The sequence below is a fragment of the Actinoplanes sp. DH11 genome (genome assembly GCF_020873875.1).
Lineage (GTDB): Bacteria > Actinomycetota > Actinomycetes > Mycobacteriales > Micromonosporaceae > Actinoplanes.
The window spans coordinates 292,319-310,939 of record NZ_JAHWGU010000006.1 but is presented as its reverse complement, the minus strand read 5'-3'; the positions used below and the strand labels follow the sequence as shown (position 1 = coordinate 310,939).

General features: G+C 71.2%; 18 protein-coding genes. 7 read left to right on the top strand and 11 right to left on the bottom strand.

Annotation, left to right across the window (positions count from 1 at the left end):
- Positions 1–24: 24 nt before the first annotated feature.
- From LPA41_RS11805 to LPA41_RS11795, 3 genes are read right to left on the bottom strand one after another with little or no spacing between them, the layout of a single operon-like run.
- Positions 25–516 (bottom strand): flavin reductase family protein, encoded by a 492-nt coding sequence (locus tag LPA41_RS11805; RefSeq protein WP_229070151.1) that lies wholly within the window; start codon positions 514–516, stop codon positions 25–27.
- A 1-nt stretch (position 517) separates the two neighbouring features.
- Positions 518–1,990 (bottom strand): DHA2 family efflux MFS transporter permease subunit, encoded by a 1,473-nt coding sequence (locus LPA41_RS11800; RefSeq protein WP_229070150.1) that lies wholly within the window; start codon positions 1,988–1,990, stop codon positions 518–520.
- Between the two features lie 45 nt (positions 1,991–2,035).
- Entirely contained in the window at positions 2,036–3,382 is a 1,347-nt protein-coding gene (locus LPA41_RS11795) for an NtaA/DmoA family FMN-dependent monooxygenase (protein ID WP_229070149.1), read from the bottom strand.
- A 158-nt stretch (positions 3,383–3,540) separates the two neighbouring features.
- Between LPA41_RS11795 and LPA41_RS11790 the strand changes: the two genes are divergently transcribed.
- The 4 genes from LPA41_RS11790 to LPA41_RS11775 all read left to right on the top strand — a co-directional run bounded on the left by LPA41_RS11790 (position 3,541) and on the right by LPA41_RS11775 (position 6,989).
- Positions 3,541–4,146 (top strand): TetR/AcrR family transcriptional regulator, encoded by a 606-nt coding sequence (locus tag LPA41_RS11790; protein ID WP_229070148.1) that lies wholly within the window; start codon positions 3,541–3,543, stop codon positions 4,144–4,146.
- Positions 4,147–4,256: 110 nt separating this feature from the next.
- Entirely contained in the window at positions 4,257–4,973 is a 717-nt protein-coding gene (locus LPA41_RS11785) for an NADPH-dependent F420 reductase (RefSeq protein ID WP_229070147.1), read from the top strand.
- Positions 4,974–5,059: 86 nt separating this feature from the next.
- Positions 5,060–5,614, top strand: a complete 555-nt coding sequence (locus LPA41_RS11780) for a putative immunity protein (RefSeq protein WP_229070146.1) — start codon at positions 5,060–5,062, stop codon at positions 5,612–5,614.
- Positions 5,615–5,729: 115 nt separating this feature from the next.
- Positions 5,730–6,989, top strand: a complete 1,260-nt coding sequence (locus LPA41_RS11775; protein ID WP_229070145.1) for an erythromycin esterase family protein — start codon at positions 5,730–5,732, stop codon at positions 6,987–6,989.
- Positions 6,990–7,264: 275 nt separating this feature from the next.
- Here the strand turns inward: LPA41_RS11775 and LPA41_RS11770 are convergent, their stop codons facing one another.
- The 3 genes from LPA41_RS11770 to LPA41_RS11760 all read right to left on the bottom strand — a co-directional run bounded on the left by LPA41_RS11770 (position 7,265) and on the right by LPA41_RS11760 (position 9,673).
- Entirely contained in the window at positions 7,265–7,804 is a 540-nt protein-coding gene (locus LPA41_RS11770) for an EAL domain-containing protein (RefSeq protein WP_308036545.1), read from the bottom strand.
- A 6-nt stretch (positions 7,805–7,810) separates the two neighbouring features.
- Positions 7,811–9,094, bottom strand: a complete 1,284-nt coding sequence (locus tag LPA41_RS11765; protein ID WP_229070143.1) for a serine hydrolase — start codon at positions 9,092–9,094, stop codon at positions 7,811–7,813.
- A gap of 93 nt (positions 9,095–9,187) precedes the next feature.
- On the bottom strand, positions 9,188–9,673 hold the full coding sequence (locus LPA41_RS11760) for a hypothetical protein (RefSeq protein WP_229070142.1): 486 nt from the start codon (positions 9,671–9,673) through the stop codon (positions 9,188–9,190).
- 167 nt (positions 9,674–9,840) lie between these two features.
- On the opposite strand from LPA41_RS11760, the gene LPA41_RS11755 reads away from it, so the two are divergent.
- On the top strand, positions 9,841–10,944 hold the full coding sequence (locus tag LPA41_RS11755) for a glycoside hydrolase family 19 protein (RefSeq protein WP_229070141.1): 1,104 nt from the start codon (positions 9,841–9,843) through the stop codon (positions 10,942–10,944).
- Positions 10,945–11,023: 79 nt separating this feature from the next.
- On the opposite strand, the gene LPA41_RS11750 is transcribed toward LPA41_RS11755, so the two are convergent.
- Positions 11,024–11,488 carry a hypothetical protein gene (locus tag LPA41_RS11750; protein ID WP_229070140.1) on the bottom strand — a complete coding sequence of 155 codons (465 nt, stop codon included), beginning with the start codon at positions 11,486–11,488 and terminating at the stop codon, positions 11,024–11,026.
- Positions 11,485–12,021, bottom strand: coding sequence for a nuclear transport factor 2 family protein (locus tag LPA41_RS11745; protein ID WP_229070139.1), 537 nt, complete (start codon positions 12,019–12,021; stop codon positions 11,485–11,487). The genes LPA41_RS11750 and LPA41_RS11745 overlap by 4 nt, the downstream gene beginning before the upstream one ends.
- A 606-nt stretch (positions 12,022–12,627) precedes the next feature.
- Between LPA41_RS11745 and LPA41_RS11740 the strand changes: the two genes are divergently transcribed.
- Entirely contained in the window at positions 12,628–13,521 is an 894-nt protein-coding gene (locus LPA41_RS11740; RefSeq protein WP_229070138.1) for a VOC family protein, read from the top strand.
- A gap of 204 nt (positions 13,522–13,725) precedes the next feature.
- Here LPA41_RS11740 and LPA41_RS11735 read toward each other — a convergent pair whose 3' ends face one another.
- The 3 genes from LPA41_RS11735 to LPA41_RS11725 form a co-directional block, all read right to left on the bottom strand.
- Positions 13,726–14,082: a nuclear transport factor 2 family protein gene (locus LPA41_RS11735; RefSeq protein ID WP_229070137.1), complete on the bottom strand. Its 357-nt coding sequence runs from the start codon at positions 14,080–14,082 to the stop codon at positions 13,726–13,728.
- A gap of 17 nt (positions 14,083–14,099) precedes the next feature.
- The gene (locus tag LPA41_RS11730; RefSeq protein ID WP_229070136.1) at positions 14,100–14,534 is read right to left on the bottom strand and encodes an SRPBCC domain-containing protein; all 435 of its coding nucleotides are present in this window, start codon (positions 14,532–14,534) and stop codon (positions 14,100–14,102) included.
- 321 nt (positions 14,535–14,855) lie between these two features.
- Positions 14,856–15,185, bottom strand: a complete 330-nt coding sequence (locus LPA41_RS11725; protein WP_229070135.1) for a helix-turn-helix transcriptional regulator — start codon at positions 15,183–15,185, stop codon at positions 14,856–14,858.
- Between the two features lie 314 nt (positions 15,186–15,499).
- Between LPA41_RS11725 and LPA41_RS11720 the strand changes: the two genes are divergently transcribed.
- Positions 15,500–18,547 (top strand): glycosyl hydrolase, encoded by a 3,048-nt coding sequence (locus LPA41_RS11720; RefSeq protein WP_229070134.1) that lies wholly within the window; start codon positions 15,500–15,502, stop codon positions 18,545–18,547.
- Positions 18,548–18,621: the final 74 nt, after the last annotated feature.

Genomic DNA, 18,621 nt, shown 5'->3' with positions numbered 1-18,621 from the left:
CACCGTACCGAAAGTGATCGCTGATCAGAGTCCCGTGAGCCGGTGCAGGCCGTTGCCGTGGAAGACCAGCGGCGCGGCGTCGGCGGAGCGGTGCAGGGCGTGGACGCGCAGCAGGGTGAGCACGTGGTCCCCGGCGTCGACCTCGGTCTCGACGGTGACCCGGAAGGCCGCGGCGGGCCGGTCGGCGAAGACGGCCCCGTGGTCCGTGGCGTTCCAGGTGACCCCGTCGAACCGCACACCGGCGGGCCGGGAGAGGGCCGCCAGGTCGGCGCGGTGGTGTTCGCCGAGCACGCTGATCCCCCACTGTGGAGCGCGGCGCAGGGCCGGCCACGTCGTCGAGCTGCGCGCGAAGCTCAGCGCGGCCAGCGGCGGATCGAGCGAGACGGAGGTGAAGGAGTTCGCCAGCATGCCGGTCGGACGTCCGTCGACGAGCGCGGCGACCAGGGTGACGCCGGTGGCGAAGCCCGCGAACGCGTACCGCAGCTCGTCCGGGGGCAGTGGTGCGAAGCCGGTCATGTCACTCCTCGGCGGCGGCCGGGGTCCGGCCGACGAACAGGGTGCCGAGGACGGCGGCGAAGGCGATGACCCCGGCGGTGGTGAAGGCGGCCCGGCCGGCGGCGATCGACTGGGCTGTGGTGAGTGCGCCGGCGGCGGCCGCGTCCGCCCCGATCGTGTACGCGGAGACGAGCACCGCCCCACCCGCGGCACCGGCCAGCTGCTGGACGGTGCCGAAGGCGGCACTGCCGTGCGGCTGCAGTTCCGCGCGCAGCGACGCCAGCGCGGCAGTGGTCATCGGCCCCCACATCAGGGCCTGCGCGCCCGACATGACCAGGTAGATCGCCAGGACGGTCCACACGCCGGTGCCCTCGTCCATCCGGGTGAGCAACCAGAAGGTGGCCGTCCAGATGATCGCGCCGGGGATCGCCAGGGGCCGTGGCCCGAAACGGTCGTAGACCCGGCCGCCGAGGGCGGAGACGAGCGCGATGATCGCGCCGCTGGGCACCAGGAACAGTCCGAGCTCGAAGGTGCTCAGACCGGTCACGTCCGTCAGGATCAGGGGCAGCACGATCAGGACGCCGAAGCCGTTGAGCGCGATGACCAGCATCACCAGCAGCGGCGCCGTGAACGCCCGGTTGCCGAGGATGCGCATGTCGAGGAAGGCGCCGGGGCCGCGTCGCAGCACGATCTGGCGGCGGACGAAGGCCGCGACGCCGGCCACGCCGATCGTGATCGGGATCCAGAGCGGGATCGGCGCGTGCCCGGACACCGCCTCCCCGATGGAGGCCAGCCCGTAGACGAGTCCGCCGAACCCGATCGCGGACAGCAGCAGGGAGAGCACGTCGAGGGTCACCGGCTCCGGGGTGGTGATGTTGCGCAGCTTCACCGCTCCGAGTGCCAGCGCGGCACCGGCGACGGGCAGCATCAGGAGGAACAGCCACCGCCAGCTCAGACCGGACAGCACCAGCCCGGACAGCGCGGGACCGACCGCGGGGGCCACCGCCGGCACCGCCGTGGCCAGGGCCATCAACCGGCCACGGCGGGCGGCCGGGGCCAGGCGCATGGTGGTGGTCATCAGCAGGGGTACGAAGACGGCGGTCCCGGCAGCCTGGATGATGCGGCCGGTCAGCAGCACGCCGATGCCCGGCGCGACCGCGGCGATCACCGTGCCGAGGGTGAAGAGCGAGAGCGCGCCGAGGAAGATGGTGCGCAGGTGGTAGCGGCGCATCACGAACCCGGTGGCCGGGATCAGCACCGCCAGGGTCAGCAGGTACCCGGTGGTGACCCACTGCCCGGTGCCCGGGGTGATGCCGAAGTCGATGATCAGGGTGGGCAGTGCCACCCCCAGCATCATCTCGTTGAGCAGGACGACGAATGCCGAGAGCATCAGCAGTCCGATGATCAGGCCGTCGCCCGGTGCGAGCCGGTCGCCGGGCCGGGCCTCGACGGCCGGGGGCGCGGCGTCCGGCGTGGTGGTGTCCGCAGATGTCATGAGGGCTTCCTGTTGGTGGTTCCGGTCGTGGGCGCAGCGGGACGATCAGCCGGCGGCGGTTGCCGTCGCGGCCAGGCGGGGGTCGAGGCCGTACTGGGCGGGCGCACCGAGGTGGTCGCGCAGGGTGGCGCCCTCGTAGTCGGGGTGGAACACGCCGCGTTCCTGGAGCAGCGGGATCACCTGGTCGACGAAGGCGTCGATGCCGTCGTGGTAGACGTCGATCGCCAGCGAGAACCCGTCGCAGGCGCCGGCCTCGAACCACTGCTGCATGTGGTCGGCGACGTCGGCGGCGGTGCCGGGCACGACCGGGTGGTAGTCGATGACCCCGTGGGCCAGCACGTCCCGCAGCGACCAGCCCGTACGGGCGACCTCCAGCGCGCGGGCCGAGCGCGGGTCGCCCGGGTTGGCGCGGGCCTCGGCGAGTTGCCGGGTGGTCAGCGGCTCGTCGAGCTTGCCGGGGTCCAGGCGCAGACCGATCATCATGCCGAGGTACGCCGCGCGCTGCTCCAGGTCGATCGCCTCGTCGAGCCGGCGGCGCCGGTCCAGCGCCGCCCGCCGGCTGGGCGCGACGCTGGGCATGAAGCCGGCGAACAGCTTGATCTCGTCGGGGTCGCGGCCGACGCGTTCGGCGGCCTGCCGCAGCGCCGTGCGGTACGCCCGGCCCTCCTCGATGGTGAACGGGTTGGCGTAGACGCCGCTGGCGTACCGGGCCGCCAGCTCCAGGCCGTGTGCCCCGCCGCCGGCCTGGAACACGACCGGCTGGCCCTGTTCCGACGGCGGGATGGGCAGGGGGCCGCGGGAGGCCACGTACCGGCCCTGCAGATTGACCGCCTGGATCTTGCTCATGTCGGCGAACCGGTTGCCGGCGACGTCACGGACCCACGCGTCGCTTCCCCAGCTGCCCCACAGCGCCTGGACCACCTGGACGACCTCGTGGGCCCGCTCGTACTTCTCCGCGCGGGGCGGCACCGGGCTGCCGAAGTTCGCGGCGGCGGCGGGTGTCGAGGTGGTGACCGCGTTCCAGCCGGCCCGGCCGTGACTCATCACGTCCAGGGCCTTGAACTGCCGCGCGATCGTGTAGGGCTCGTTGAACGTGGTCGAGCCGGTCGCGACCAGGCCGATCCGTTCAGTGCCGCGCGCCATCGAGGTGAGCACCACCAGGGGATCGATGGCGTGCTGCGGGGTCTCCCTTTCCAGGTCGACGGTGAGCGCGGGGGTGTCGGCCAGGAAGACGAGCTGGATCTTGCCACGTTCGGCTGCCTGCGCGTACCGCACGATGGCGTCCATGTCGGTGTAGCTCGACGGGTCCACACCCGGCATCCGCCAGGCGCCGGGTTGCGCCCCGTAGCCGTTGGCGATCTGGATGGCCAGGAGCATCTGCGGTGTGGTCACGGCATGTCCTTCGACTGAGGTACGGGTCCGGGGCGGTTCCGCGGCCACGAGGCGGGCGGGCGGAACTCGTCGTCCCGGACAATGAGGAGGTAGTCTCCGTTTTGCTCACACCAACATACGGAGAAGGTCTCCGCTTTTTCCAGGAAAGGACGTGCGGAGTGACCGGGAGCACAGGGACGAACGAGCGGCGGACGCGCACCGACAAGCAGCGCAACCGGACGCACATCCTGCACATCGCCGAGCAGTACTTCGCCGAGCACGGCGTCACCGGCTCGATGGACGCCATCGCCAAACTCGCCGGCATCGGGGCGGGCACCCTCTACCGGCACTTCCCCAACCGGGAGGCACTGCTGGCCGCGCTGCTGCAGGCCCGCGCGGACGCGCTCGTGGCCCGGCGCGACGCCATCCGGGAGCAGGAGCGGGACACCACCACCGCGCTCGACCTCTGGCTCGACGCGCTCGGCGAGTGGGCCACCGCCTTCGACGGCCTGCCCGAGCCACTGCGGGCAGCGATCACCGAGGAGAGCTCACCGCTCGCCCTGACGTGCCACGGCTTCATCACCACCACCGACGAGTTCCTGCACGCGGCCCAGCGGGACGGCGGCGCGCGGCCGGGGGTACGAGGCCGGGAGCTGTTCCTGGCAGTGCTGGCGACGAGCTGGGTCAGCAGCGCCGCGATGGCCGACGAGTCCTCGCCCCGGGCGCTGTCCGCCCTGATGCGCACCGGCTGGGCGACGCCGGCGGCACCCGGGCAGCCGGCGTAGGGCCTGGCTCACAGCCCGTTCCCCTGGCGAAGCGGAGACGCGCTCCGTATCGTTTCGAGTGAAGCGGAGACTGTCTCCGCACGTTTTCCGACGCGGAAGCAGGAACAGCCATGGGCACCCTCGGCATCATCGGCAGCGGAAACATCGGCGCGGCCGTCGCACGCCTCGCGGCAGCGGCGGGCATCCCGGTCGTGGTGGCGAACTCCCGCGGACCGGAAAGCCTCGCCGGCCTCGTCGCCGAATTGGGCCCGCAGGCCACCGCGGGCACCGTCGAACAGGCCGCCCACGCCGGCGATCTCGTCCTGCTGTCCGTGCCGCTGACCGCGCACACGGCCATCCCGGCCGGTCTGCTCGACGACCGGATCGTGCTGGACACCAGCAACTACTACCCGTACCGCGACGGCCGGATCGCCGAACTGGACGCCGACAAGGTCACGACCAGCGAGCTCGTCCACCGCCACTTCGCGGGAGCCCGGCTGGTGAAGGCGTTCAACAACATCCTGGCCCACCACATCCCCCAGCTGGCCCGCCCCGCCGGCGCACCCGACCGCACCGCGCTGCCCATCGCCGGGGACGACGCCGACGCGAAGACCGCCGCGGCGGCCCTGATCCACCGGCTCGGCTACGACACGGTCGACGCCGGCACGCTGGCGCAGAGCTGGCGCTTCGAGCCGGAGGCGGCGGCGTACACCCGCCTCTACCTGGCCGACCAGGACACCCCCGGCGGCCGGATGATGCAGGCCCCCGCCGCTCCCGTCCCGGCCGCCGAGCTCAAGGCCGCCCTCGACCGGGCCGAGCGCGTGGATGTCGCCGGCCGCGCCTTCTGAACCTCGCCTGTTGAGGGTCACGCGCCGCTGACCTGCGGCTGCGCCGCCGAAGTCTCCACCGGCGTTTCAGCGATAGCGTCGACGGGGTGGCCGACGACAACGCACCCATCGACCTGAGCACGGCTGACCTGCGCGCCGTGGCCGGCTACGCGGCCGACTGCGCCGAGCCCGCCTTGAAGATCTTCGAGAGGGTACGGGCTGACGACCGGCGCCCGAACGACGCGGTGCGGGCGGCGCGCGCGTTCGCCGCCGGCGCACCCCGGACCAAGGTGATCCGGGACTGCGCGTGGGCGGCGCAGCGCGCGTACCAGGAAACCCGCGACGCCGGTCAGGCCGCGGCGAGCGAGGCCGCCCGGGCCGCCGTCGCGGCGGCGAGCGCGGCGTTCCTGCATCCGCTGGCCAAGTCCACCCAGGTGTTGCACATCCTGGGGGCGGCAGCCCACACGGCCGCGGCGTTCGAACTCGACGCGGGCGGCGACCGCGCGGCAGGTGCCGCCTGGATCGTGCGGGCGCGCGACCTCGCCGGCCCGGTGCTGGTGGACGTGCTGAAGCGGTACCCGGAGCCGCCGGGCGGGCGCGGTCGCGCCGGCGAACTGCTCCGCGACCTCGACGCGGCCCTGCGGCGACCGGACGCAGGCTGATCAGCGGTTCGCGTACCGCAGCAGACGATGCGGGGGCGTTTGAGGGTTTCGCCTCGCCCACCTGCGCTGATGGCGCCCAGGTTTGCATCGCCGTTTCAACGATACGGTCAACAGGATGACTCCTGAGATCCTGGACATCACCCGTCCCGCCGACGCCGACCCGGTCCTGCGGCTGTTCCCGGAGCCGCCACGCCTGCTCACGCTCGGTGAACCCGCCCACGGCGAGGACTCGCTGCTCGCGGTGCGCAACACGCTGTTCCGGCAGTTGGTCGAGCGGGCCGGTTACCGGACGATCGCGCTGGAGAGTGACTGCCTGCGCGGGCTGATCGTAGACGACTACGTCACGTCGGGTGCCGGGACGCTCGACGACGTCATGGCGCGCGGGTTCAGCCACGGGTTCGGTGCGTCGCCGGCCAACCGGGACCTGGTGCGCTGGATGCGCGCACACAACCAGAACCGGCCGGCCGCCGAGCGGGTCCGGTTCGCCGGGTTCGACGGTCCACTGGAGACGATGAGCGCGGCGAGCCCGCGGCAGGCCCTGACGGCGCTGCACGACTACCTCGCCGGGCGGATCGACGCCGGCCTGCTGCCCTGTTCCGCGGAAATCCTGGACGGACTGCTCGGCGACGACGAACGGTGGACCGACCCGGAGGCGATGAGAAATCCGGGTCGGTCGGTCGGCCGTACGCCGGAAGCTCTGCGCCTTCGCCTGATCACCGACGACCTCGTCGCTCTGCTCGCCTCGCAGCGACCGGGCCTGACCGGCAACGCCTCGCCGGCGGAGACCTCTGACCCGGCGGAGAACGCCGAGCTGACCGGCAGCGCCGAACTGGCGCGGCTGCACGGGCGCACCGCCGCCGGGCTGCTGCGCTACCACCACTGGATGGCCGACACGTCGCCGTCGCGGCTGGCCGGGGTGCTGGGCACCCGGGCCGCGATGATGGCGGCGAACCTGCTGGCGCTCACCGGACGCGGGCTCGTCCTGGCGCACGCGAACAACGCCCATCTGCAACGGCGGCGCAGTTCGATGCGACTGGGTGGCGACCCGGTGCCGTGGTGGAGTGCCGGCGCGATCGTGGCGGCCCGGCCGGGCGTGACCTACGGGTTCCTCGCCGGCGCCGTGGGCACGCTGCACCATCGCGGCGTGCCGGAGCCGGAACCGGGGACCATCGAGAGCCTGCTGTACGGGCTGCCGGACGACACCTGCGTCGTACCCGCCCGGTCGCTGCCCGCCGCCGATCTCACCACCCGGGTGTCGCCGTGGTTCGGGTACACCCCGCTGGACCCGGCCGAGTTGTCCGGCATCGACGCGGTCGTGTTCGTCAAGGACGCCGCCGAGGGACCGCAGTGGTGGCCGCCGGTGTCCCGGCCCTGACCCTTCTCGGTGTCTCGGCCCGCGCGGGCCGAATAGACCACGCCGGACCGGGAATGCGGCACCTCCCGACGGGAGGCGGACCTGGGATGCGAGCACCGATGGAACACCGGGAGGTGTTGGCGACCTCGAGCCGGCTGTGCGCGAACGCCCGCCGGCTGCGGCGGCGGGCCGCACGGGCGTGTGCGTCCGCGCGGCAGCTGGTGGCGGCACGGCAGGCCCTGGCGAAACGGCGCACCGGATCGGCGGGCGGCGGACCCGGCACCGGCTGCGGCGGGTCAGGGCAGGTCGGCGGGCCGGGCGAGGTGAAAACCCTGGCCGTACGCGACACCGATCTCGGCCAGGCAGGCGAGTTCGGCGCCGGTCTCGATGCCCTCGGCCGCCAGCCGGGCGTCGACCTGGCGGGCGAAGTCCTCGATGGAACGCGCCAGGGCCGCCTTCACCGGGTCGGTGCCGATGGCGCGGACCAGGCCGATGTCGAGTTTGATGATGCCCGGCCGCAGACGCAGGATGTGCCGGAAGCTGGCGTAACCCGCGCCGGCGTCGTCGACGCTGAGCCGGATGCCGGCCCGGCGCAGCGGCCGCAGGACCTCGGTCGGCCGCGCGTAGTCCTCGACCTGGGTGTGTTCGGTGATCTCCACCGCGAGCCGGTCGGTCGCGTGTGACCGGAACGCTCGACCTCGGCCAGGTCCGCGTCGCCCGGCTGCCAGGGCGGCGTCCCGGTGCCCCGGTCCGAGGTCACTACTGACATCGTCGCTCTCCCCACTCGAACCGCCGGGACGAGCACTTGGCTCGTCCCGGCGGTGGTAGAGGTGCACTGCCGGCTACGACGACGCGGAGCTGAGGTTTTTCGCCGGGGCGGTGGCGGCGGTGCCGCGCAGGGCCTCGGTCACGGCGGCCGGGACCGGCTTGCCGAGCATCTCGCAGACCGTCACGTCCTCGGCGGCGACGGCGACCTGGTAGTAGCGGTTCGCCCCCGCGCTGAGCTCGGTGTCGCTGGGCTCCAGGTTGGTGTCGCTGACCGCGGTCCGCCGGCCGTCCCCGGTCGTCAGGGCGGTGCTGTGGTGCCCGAGGGTGTCACCGCCGTGGCCCCACACCGTGCCGCAGGGCGAGTCCTTGCGGAACAGGCCCAGCCCGTAGCCACCTTTGATCCCGAACTCCGCCGGCACCTCCACGGTGGTCCGCATCTCGGTGAGCTGTTGCCGGGAGAACAGCTTCGCGCTCAGGACGGCGGAGAAGAACCGGGACAGGTCACTCTGCGTGGAGATGACGGCTCCGGCGGCGCCCGCCCAGCCACCCAGCGGCCGGTCCGAGACGTCGGTGTAGGTCAAGGGCTGCTGACCGAAGTTGGTCGCGTACCCGTGTGCGTAGCCGGGGCCCGTGTTCGTCGCCCGCGGGTCGGCGTAGTAGGTGCGCGACAGTCCGAGCGGACGGGCGATGCGTTCCCGTACGAGTGTCGCCATGCCCTTGCCGGTCAGCTTCTCCAGGATCATCCCGGCCAGGATGTAGTTGGTGTTCGAGTAGTTCCAGCCCTGGCCGGGGGCGAAGTCCGGGTCGTGCCGGAACGCCACGTCGAGCAGTTCCTGATTGGTGTGAACGTGCTGCGGGTCCTTCTCCATCGCGGTGAAGAAGTCCGGGTCACTGGTGTAGCTGAACAGCCCGCTGGTGTGGTTCAGCAGCATCCGCACGGTGATGGCCCGGCCGTTCGGCACGACACCGGACAGGTACGCCGACACGGGTGCGTCGAGCCGGATCCGGCCCGCGTCCACCAGTTGCAGGACCAGCACCGCCGTCATCGTCTTCGTGTTGCTGCCGATCTCGAACTGCTCGCGCCCGGTGTAGCGGCGGCCGGTGGCGGTGTCCGCGTACCCGGCGACGGTCGTGCTCACCCGATGTCCGTTGTCGATCCGCGCGATGTATCCCGGTGCACCGCTCTGCATCACGTGCCGGGCGACCTCACGCATGGTGACGTCGTGCGGGGTGGCGTGGTGCGGGGTGGTCGTGGCGTAGGCGGCACCGGGCACGGCCACGGCCGCCGCCGTGGCCAGCGCGACGGCTGCCATCCCGAGCGAGCGGGTCTTGTCCTTGGCGTCAGCTTTCGTCGTCATGCATCGATCATGTCCAGGATTTCCGGCGCGGTCGCTGACGCTGCCTACCCGATCCACCGGCGGACCGCCCTACCCGCGATGGTGGTGCTGCCCCTACCGCTCCTGCTCCGGGCCGTCGTCGCCGGGCCGTGCGGAGTTCGCCTGGCGCAGGCTTTCCAGGCGGGACTGCGCGCGCTCGACGGCCTCGCGGGACCGTTTCAGGAACGCGTCGCTGCGCTCCAGCCGCGACACCTCGCGGGCGAAGGCCTCGGTGATCCGGGCGGCCGGGTCCGGCCGCTCCGGGGAGCCCGCGAGCGCCCGTTCGTCGAGGCTGCGCTCCCGGGCCAGGGCGTGTTGCTCGCGGCTGTCGGCGATCGCCTCGCGTTCGTCGGCCAGGTGCTCGCGTTCCTCGGCGGCGACCTCGCGGGCGGCCAGGAGTCGTTCCCGTTCGTCGAGCGCGTGCGTGCGGGCGGCCAACTCGGCCTCCACGCTCACCAGCCGCCGCTCCCGGGCCTCCAACAGCCGTTCGCGCACGTCGAGTTCCCGCTCACGCTCGTGGAGGTGGCGGTCGCGAGCATTCCAGCGATCATCGGGAAACACCCTTCGAGGATAGGCAACCGCCAGCGGGCGCGCTTGATCGCGTGACCCCGCTTATCCCTGAAGTTTCTTTACAGATATCTTGACTCCGGCCATCGGCATCTAGTTGAGTCGATGTACCTCTGATCCCCCTCGCACCAGTACGTCCCCCGACGTACGGAAGGTGAATCATGCCCAGAAAACGGCTCCTCTCGATCCTGGCCGCAGTGAGCGTCGCCGTGGCCGGTGCCGCCGCGGCGATCCTGCCCATGACCGCCTCGAACGCCGCCGAGGCCTGCGTCGCCGCGTACAACAACTCGGCTGTCTACACGGGCAACCAGCGCGCGTCGTACAACGGCCGCAACTGGACCGCCAAGTGGTGGACCCAGGGTGAGGCGCCCAGCACCGCCGGCACCGGCGTCTGGGCCGACAACGGCGCCTGCGGTGGCGGCACCACGAACCCGCCGCCGGCCGGCGGCACCACCTGCGACCACCCGAACTGGGTGGCCGGGAAGTTCTACGCGGCCGGCTCGATCGTGCGCTACACCAACGGGCAGTACTACCGGGCGACGAACGAGAACCCGGGCTACGACCCGGTCGTCAGCACCTGGTACTGGTCGCCGCACACCTGCACCGGCGGCGGTGGCACCACCACTCCCCCGCCCGGCAACACGACCGGCTTCCCGGTCAGTGAGGCCCAGTTCAACCAGATGTTCCCGAACCGGATCGGCTTCTACTCGTACAGCGGCCTGATCGACGCGATCAAGAAGTTCCCGGCGTTCACCAGCACCGGCAGCGACACGGTCCGCAAGCAGGAGGCCGCGGCCTTCCTCGCGAACATCAACCACGAGTCCGGCGGTCTGGTCTACGTCGAGGAGATCAACCAGGCGAACTGGCCGCTCTACTGCGACCGCAACCAGCCGTACGGCTGCCCGGCCGGCCAGAGCGCCTACCACGGCCGCGGGCCGATCCAGCTGAGCTGGAACTTCAACTACAAGGCGGCCGGCGACGCGCTCGGCATCGACCTGCTGAACAACCCGGACCGGGTCAAGAACGAGGCGTCGGTCGCCTACCAGACCGCCGTCTGGTACTGGATGACCCAGCGCGGCCCGGGCACGATGACCCCGCACGACGCCATGGTCAACAGCCGCGGCTTCGGCGAGACGATCCGCAGCATCAACGGCTCGCTCGAGTGCAACGGCGGCAACCCCGCCCAGGTGCAGAGCCGGATCAACGCCTACAACCGGTTCGCCGGCATCCTGGGTGTCAGCCCTGGCGGCAACCTGTCCTGCTGACAGTCTGAAACGATGGGGGTACGGCCGTCGGCCGTACCCCCATCGTCCTTTGCCGGCCATCGTCCTTTGCCGGCCGTTGTCATCCGCCGGCCAGTTCCCGCGCGATGTGTTCCAGGCCGTTTCTGATCAGCCGCCCGTACTCGTCGTCGCCGAGCGCGCCCATCCCCGCCTCCGCCAGCCGCAGATGCTCGCGTGCCCGGTCCAGGTCGCCCAGCTTGCGGTAGCAATCGCATAGGTTCAGGTGCAGCGACGGGAAAAGGGCACGCACCGGCATCGCCGTCCCGGCCGCCGCCAGCCGCTCGTCCGTGAGCGACCCGGCGGCCGTCAACGCCCGCAGATCCCAGACCAGCTCCTCGCGCGGGTCGTCCTGCACGTCGGCCATCGCGTGCGCGAGGACGCTGACGTGCAGCGGATCGCCCTGATCGCCGCCGATCTCGTCCCAGATCTCCGCGAAGAGCAGGCGGGCCGGTTCCCGCTCACCCCGGCGGTGGTGCAGGTCGACACCCTCAGCGATACGCGTGAGGATCGGGTCGGCGGCCGTCATCGGTCGCCCGGCGGCGGGCCCGGCTGGCCGGCTTCCCGGGGGCGTGGTGCGGCTCGCGGCATCATGGTGCGGTCGCCGCTGTCTGCCATGGCGTGCAACATGCCGCCGGCGACCGGGATGAGCCGGGCGAGAGCCGGTTGCCCGTTGCGTCGGGCCAGCTCCGGACCGAGCCGGGTCATCAGCCGGGTCAACGCCGGCAGCGGCCGGATGTAGAGCGTGATCTCGGTGATCAGGCCGTCCGCGTCCAGCCGCAGCCGCTGCGCCTCATGGAGCGGGGTGCCGCCGACGCGGGCCCGATAGAACAACGCAACCGTACGCCCCTCGGCGACCTGATCCGTGTAAGTGATCTCGTCGATCGCGGCCAGCGCCACCTCCAGCAGGTCGCGCACCTGCTCCCGGCCCCGGAAGGCGAACTGCTCGGTGATCGGCGAGAACAGCACCACGTCCGCACTGAGCGCCGCCACCGCACCGGCCGCGTCCCGCGCCTCCCCGGCGGCACGCCACCTGTCCACCGCCGGCAACAGCTCCTCCACGGGCACTCCTCACCATGATCGGCCGCACCGTCACCCCGGCGGCCACCCACCGGGAGCGCCAAGTGTATCGACGATCGTGCCGCCCCGAAGGCCGCCGACATCCACACCCCTCGACCGCCACACCCCCTCGACCGCCACACCCCCTCGACCGCCACACCCCCTCGACCGCCACACCCCCTCGACCGCCACACCCCCTCGACCACCGCACCCCCTCGACATCCACACTCCGTCTACCGCCGCACGCGCGGCGCGCCACCCGCCGATCGCGCCCGCTGATCACCCGTCTCGCCCTTTCCGGCTACGCCGGCGCCGTACGCGTCGTCCGTGTCGGATGTTGATCTGCTAGCGCTACGAAATCGCGGTGATCATGGGGTCATCACCGCGATTTCGCATCGCTTGCAGATCAACAACGCCGCGCCAGGCTCCGCACGGCGACTCACCTACCGGTACAAAACGGCAGAAAAACCCCACGCTCACTGCTCGACGGAACCACCGGGACGCGCCCTGAGACCCCGGATCCGAGCTGGATGACCGAACGGTCTGCCGACGGCGCCGTTCGGTCATTTCCATGTGCGACGTCACCCCTGCGGCGCCTAGGAAGAACGCATGTCCAACGAGGTGACCATCCCGCTCCTCCCCTGCGCGTCCATCGACGACATCATCGCCTTCTACGAGGTGCTCGGTTTCCGGACCACCTATCAGCAGCGCAAACCGAACCCGTCCGCAGCACTGCAGCGTGAGGATCTCAACCTGCACTTCTTCGAGATGCCGGAGTTCCGGCCGGAGCAGTCCTACGGTTCCTGTCTGGTGCTGACCACCGACATCAAGGGCCTGCACGAGGCGTTCGCGGCGGGAATGCGTAGCGCGTACGGCAAGGTGCTGGTCGCCGGGATCCCGCGCATGACGCGCCCGCGCGCCCGCAAGAACTACGACGGTCTGGGCGGTTTCACCGTCGTCGACCCGGGTGGCAACTGGATCCGAGTCGTGCAGAACCCGGCCGCCGGACCCACTGCCGAGCCAGATGGTGAGCCGGTCGCCCAGCCGTCCGCCGAACCAGTCGCCCAGCCGCCCGCCGAACCAGTCGCCCAGCCGCCCGCCGAACCAGTCGCCCAGCCGCCCGCCGAACCGGTCGCCCGGCCGCATGACGGACCCGCTGCCGAGCCGGCCGGTGAGCCGGTTGACGGGCGGCTGGCCAAGGCCATGGGCAATGCGGTAGTGCAGGCGGACTCGCGCGGCGACCTGTCGCAAGCTGTCCGGATCCTCGACAGCGCGCTGCGCCGCCCGGACGCCGCCGACGACCCGGTGGAACTGGTGGAGGCGCTCGTCTACCGGGCCGAGCTGGCGCTGGGACTGCACGACCCGGTGACGGCGGCGGCCATGTTGGACCGGGCCGGGCAGGTGGCACTCACCGAGGATCAGCGCCGGCGCGCGGCGGCCGCACTGGATAACGCGGCCGATCTGGCGGCGGCGCAGGAGTCGGAGTCCAGCCAGGATCGATGATCCCGGGCGGCGCGAACCAGCCGCGCCGGCTTCACCGGCCGGCGGAACCACTCGCGCCGGCGACATCAGCCACCCGAGCCGCCGGGCCGCTCGCGGTGGATGATCAGGAGAGCCGGCCGCTCAGGAGAGCCGGCCACTCAGGGCTGCCGGACCGCTCGCGGCGGGCAATCAACAAAGCCGAACCGGACCAGTGGCGGCGGGCAGTCAGCGCAGCGGGACCACGTAGGAGTCGACGCGGGCGATGAGTCCGGCGCGGAACGTGAAGATGTCGCTGAAGACGAACCGGAACGGGCCGTGCTCGACCGTCGCGCCGCGCCCCTCGCCGGTGGTGACGACGACCGGGCCGTCCTCGAAGACGCGTTGGACGTCGAGTTCGGGATGCCCGGTGAACGCCGGGTTCTCGATCTCGCCGTCGAACTCGTCCCGGCCGCGAGTGGTCCGGTGGCCGTGGATGATCCAGGCGACATCGTCGGTAAGGGTCGCCAGAATGCGGGCGTGATCGCCGGTTCGGAAGCCTTCGAAGTACTCCGCGACCAGGTCGCGCTGATCAATTTTTGCCATGGTGGCGTTCCATCCGATCATTCGAGGTGTACGGCCAGAGCGTCCAGAATCGACGCCAGCCCATCTGCGGCCTGCCGCGTGCGAAGCTCGACCGGCAGCCGACACTGATGGATCATGACGTCGGCGCCCCCACCGGCCGCCGCCCCGATGGTCACGGTGGTGCGGATCCCGGTGGCCGGTTCGTCGAAGACCAACTCGTGCGGTTCCGCGATGCTGACGTAGACGAACCGCAGCCGCCGCGTCACCCCACTCGCCGCCCGCGTGTCGAGCGCGAACTCCCCGCCCGGCCGCAACTCCACCACGACCGACCCGGCCGGGACTGTCGCGTGCGAACCGCCCCAGAACGCGGCGATCCCTGCCGGCGACACGAACGCGGCCCAGACCCGGCCCGGCCCGGTAGCCACATGCCGCCTGGCGATCAGCACATCGCCGTGCATTTCAGCCCCGCTCACCGCGCCACCGCCCATCAGCAAGAACCCACCCGGCCCGGCTCACCGCGCCGCCCGGCCCATTGGCAAGAGTGTCGTGAAGCGGTTGGGACGACCGTGGGTGACAGCCGAGTGGGGCGGCTGTCGCTGAGGGCTGTCGTGAAGCGGTTGGGACGACCATGGGTGACAGCCGAGTGGGGCAGCTGTCGCTGAGGGCTGTCGTGAAGCGGTTGGGACGACCATGGGTGACAGCCGAGTGGGGCGGCTGTCGCTGAGGGCTGCCGTGAAGCGGTTGGGACGACCATGGGTGACAGCTGGATTTGGGTAGTACCCGCCCGGCCCGGCTCATGGCGCCGCCGGTCCGTCGGCCAAGTGCTGCTCGAGGGCGTCGAGCCGGTCGTCCCAGGTCCGGCGTTGCTCATCGATCCAGCCGGCCAGCAGGCCGAGCCGGTCGGTGCGCAGCCGGCACGGCCGCCGGGTGCCGTCGCGGCGCTGCTCGACCAGGCCGCACCGGCGCAGCACCCCGACGTGATGCGAGATCGCCTGCTGGGTGAGGTCGAACGGCGCCGCCAGCTCCCCCACCGTGGCGTCACCACGGGCGAGGCGGCTCACCAGCGCGCGGCGAACGGGGTCGCCGAGGGCCGCGAACGCAGCGTCGAGATCAGTAGCGGACACCTCGTCAACATATCACAAACAGGTACTTGTACAAGCAAGTCTTTGCCAACTGTCACTACGCAGAGAAGCGGCAGACCACGCGGGGTGGAGGGGTGCACGGGGCGAAAGGGGTGCGCGGGGCGGAAGGGAACGGAGGACGGAAGGGCGCGCGGAGCCAAGGCAGACACGACGGCGTCACGGAGGGGCCGCGCGGAACCGGCGGTGACACATTGTCAATCAGTTGGAAACATTGACCGTCCTGCCTGGCTACGGCTACCGTCTCGAACGAGAGAGCGCTCTCACAATCCCCGAAAGATCCCCCGGAGGCGTTGTCCATGGATGCACCGACACCTGTCCCCCGCCGGCGCACCCGGCTGGCCGGCCTGGCCGCCGCCACCGCGGTCGCGGTCGGCTCGGGCATTCTCGCCGTCGCGTTCGCCGGCAGTGCCAGCGCTGCCCCGGTCGGCGCCGGCAGCTACACCGAGACCCTTCCGGCCGGCGCCAAACTGCCGTCGGGCTGCGGGTCGGTGTCGACGAACCCCCGTGAGAACGTCACCGCCAACGCGCCCAAGGGTGCCGTGCCGACGAACGACTGGTGGTCGTCGCTGCTGTTCAAGAAGGGCGACGAATGCAACTTCTCGCAGCCGCTGTACGCGCATCCGGTCGCGTACAAGCCGGTGGCGAGCGGTCTCGGCCTCTCCTACGAGCAGACGCCCGCGATCAGCGGCAGCCCCACCGGCCTGGGTGAGTACCACTTCCCGTACGCCCAGAAGGTGGTTGCCGGTGTCGCCGGCCTGAACGCGCCCAAGGCGCTCGTCGACAACTGGACCGACTGGACCGTCACGCCCTCGTGGAGCGACGGCGCCCGCACCCTGAAGGCCACCATCGGGCACGGTCTGCCGCTCAGCTACTACCAGGTGACCGGCGGCGACGCGCTGCTCACGGTGACCGGCCCGCCGACCGTCTGGTCGAACACCGGCAACCGGGTCGGCTTCTCGATCGCCGGCCAGGACTACGTGGCGTGGGCGCCGGCCGGTGCGACGTGGAGTGCGAGCGGCACCACGTTCCGGTCGAACCTGGCGGGCAAGGGTTACTTCACCGTCGCCGTGCTGCCGACCACGTCGGCCACCAGCACCGCCGACAAGATGGCGCTCGCCGACTCGTGGAACCAGTACGCCCACAACCACGTCACCGGCACCCGGGTCTCGTACTCGTATCAGCAGGCCACCGGCACGGTCAGCACCACGTACGGCTTCACCACCACGGCCCGCGAGGGCACCGGCACGGGTACGGTCATCGGCCTCTACCCGCACCAGTGGCGCTACCTGACCGGCTCCACCCCGTCGCCGCAGACCTACATCTCGCCGCGCGGCCGGATGCGGATCGTGACCGGGACGCAGTTCCAGACGACGATGAAGTACACCGGCGTGCTGCCGGAGATCCCGGCGGTCGCGGACAGCAGCGGCGGCGACCTCACCACGATCACCAACTACCTCAACGCCGAACTGAACAACCCGGCCGACTTCCGCGGTGACGACACGTACTGGACGGGCAAGGGCCTCGGCCGGGCCGCCCGGATCGCGGAGATCGCCGACCAGCTGAACCTGACCGCGGTCCGGGACCGGGCGCTGAGCGTCATCAAGACCCGGATCACCGACTGGTTCACCGCGTCCGCCGGCAAGACGGCGCGGGTCTTCTACTACGACAAGAACTGGGGAACCCTGATCGGCTACCCGGCGTCGTACGCGTCCGACGAGGACCTCAACGACCACCACTTCCACTACGGCTACTACGTGGCGGCGGCCGCGACGCTCGCCAAGTTCGACCCGAACTGGGCGTCGACCGGCCAGTACGGCGGCATGGTGGACCTGCTGATCCGGGACGCCAACAACTACGACCGCAACGACACCCGGTTCCCGTACCTGCGCGACTTCGACATCTACGCCGGCCACGACTGGGCGTCCGGGCACGGCGCGTTCGGCGCGGGCAACAACCAGGAGTCGTCGTCGGAGGGGCAGAACTTCTCCAACGCGCTCATCCAGTGGGGTCAGGCCACCGGCAACACCACCGTCCGCGACGCCGGCATCTGGCTGCACACCACGCAGTCCGCGGCGATCAACGAGTACTGGTTCGACGTCACCGGCGAGAACTTCCCGTCGCAGTGGGGCCACAACTACGCCGCCATCGTGTGGGGTTCCGGTGGCGCGTACGCCACCTGGTTCTCCGGCGAGCACGCGCTGATCGTCGGCATCAACATGCTGCCGATGACGGGCGGCCAGCTCTACCTGGGCGATTACCCGGAGTCGGTGCGGAACACGTACGCCGAACTGGTCCGCAACAACGGCGGCGAACCACAGCAGTGGCGCGACATGCACTGGCAGTTCCTGGCCCTCGGCGACCCGGACGCGGCGCTGGCGAAGTTCCGCGCCAGTGGCGGCAACTACACCGCCGAGGAGGGTGAGAGCAAGGCGCACACCTTCCACTGGATCCGCAACCTCGCGGCCCTGGGCCTGGTCGACAGGACGGTCACGGCGAACCACCCGCTGGCCAAGGTGTTCACCAAGAACGGCGTCCGGACGTACGTCGCCTCGAACATCACCAACAGCACCCTGACCGTGGCGTTCTCCGACGGCCGGACGATGAGCGTGGCCCCCGGCAAGACGGCCACCGTCGGCGGTCTGACCTGGAGCGGCGGCAACGCGAACGGTGGCGGGGTCGTCAGTCCGCCGCCCACCACCACACCGCCGCCGTCGACCTGCACGACCGGGCCGCTGCTGTCGCAGGGCCGGACCGCCACGGCGTCGTCGGTGGAGGCCGGCTACCCGGCGAACCTCGCCGTCGACGGCAACGCCACCACCCGCTGGTCGAGTGCCTTCGCCGACCCGCAGTGGCTGCAGGTCGACCTCGGTTCCAACCAGGCCCTGACCCGGGCGGAACTGGTCTGGGAGGCGGCGTTCGGGCAGGCGTACACGATCCAGACCTCGGCGAACGGCACCACCTGGACCACCGCCGCGACGGTGACCGGTGGCGACGGCGGCACCGACACGGTGACGCTGTCCGGCAACGCCCGCTACGTCCGGATGAACGGCACGACGCGGGGCACGGCCTACGGTTACTCGCTCTTCGAGTTCAAGGTGTACGGCGCCTGCGGCACCACCACGTCGCCGCCGGCCACGACCGCACCGCCGACCACCACGGCACCGCCGACCGCCACGCCGTCGGCCACCACACCGCCGGCCGGGAGCACGTGGGCGGCGGGCACGAGCTACGCGGCCGGGGCGATCGTCACCTACGACGGCAAGCGGTACCAGTGCCGCCAGGCGCACACGTCGCTCGCCGGGTGGGAGCCGCCGAACGTCCTGTCGCTGTGGTTGCCGCTCTGATCAACGCGCAACGTTGTTGATCTGCTGGCGATACGAAATCGCTGTGATCATGGGGCTATGACCGCGATTTTGCA

What these genes read in the sequence shown, in the direction of transcription:
- LPA41_RS11805 (WP_229070151.1), bottom strand. Translation starts at nt 516, where the DNA reads ATGACCGGCTTCGCACCACTGCCCCCGGACGAGCTGCGGTACGCGTTC.
- LPA41_RS11800 (WP_229070150.1), bottom strand. Translation starts at nt 1,990, where the DNA reads ATGACATCTGCGGACACCACCACGCCGGACGCCGCGCCCCCGGCCGTC.
- LPA41_RS11785 (WP_229070147.1), top strand. Translation starts at nt 4,257, where the DNA reads ATGGGCACCCTCGGCATCATCGGCAGCGGAAACATCGGCGCGGCCGTC.
- LPA41_RS11775 (WP_229070145.1), top strand. Translation starts at nt 5,730, where the DNA reads ATGACTCCTGAGATCCTGGACATCACCCGTCCCGCCGACGCCGACCCG.
- LPA41_RS11765 (WP_229070143.1), bottom strand. Translation starts at nt 9,094, where the DNA reads ATGACGACGAAAGCTGACGCCAAGGACAAGACCCGCTCGCTCGGGATG.
- LPA41_RS11755 (WP_229070141.1), top strand. Translation starts at nt 9,841, where the DNA reads ATGCCCAGAAAACGGCTCCTCTCGATCCTGGCCGCAGTGAGCGTCGCC.
- LPA41_RS11750 (WP_229070140.1), bottom strand. Translation starts at nt 11,488, where the DNA reads ATGACGGCCGCCGACCCGATCCTCACGCGTATCGCTGAGGGTGTCGAC.
- LPA41_RS11740 (WP_229070138.1), top strand. Translation starts at nt 12,628, where the DNA reads ATGTCCAACGAGGTGACCATCCCGCTCCTCCCCTGCGCGTCCATCGAC.
- LPA41_RS11735 (WP_229070137.1), bottom strand. Translation starts at nt 14,082, where the DNA reads ATGGCAAAAATTGATCAGCGCGACCTGGTCGCGGAGTACTTCGAAGGC.
- LPA41_RS11720 (WP_229070134.1), top strand. Translation starts at nt 15,500, where the DNA reads ATGGATGCACCGACACCTGTCCCCCGCCGGCGCACCCGGCTGGCCGGC.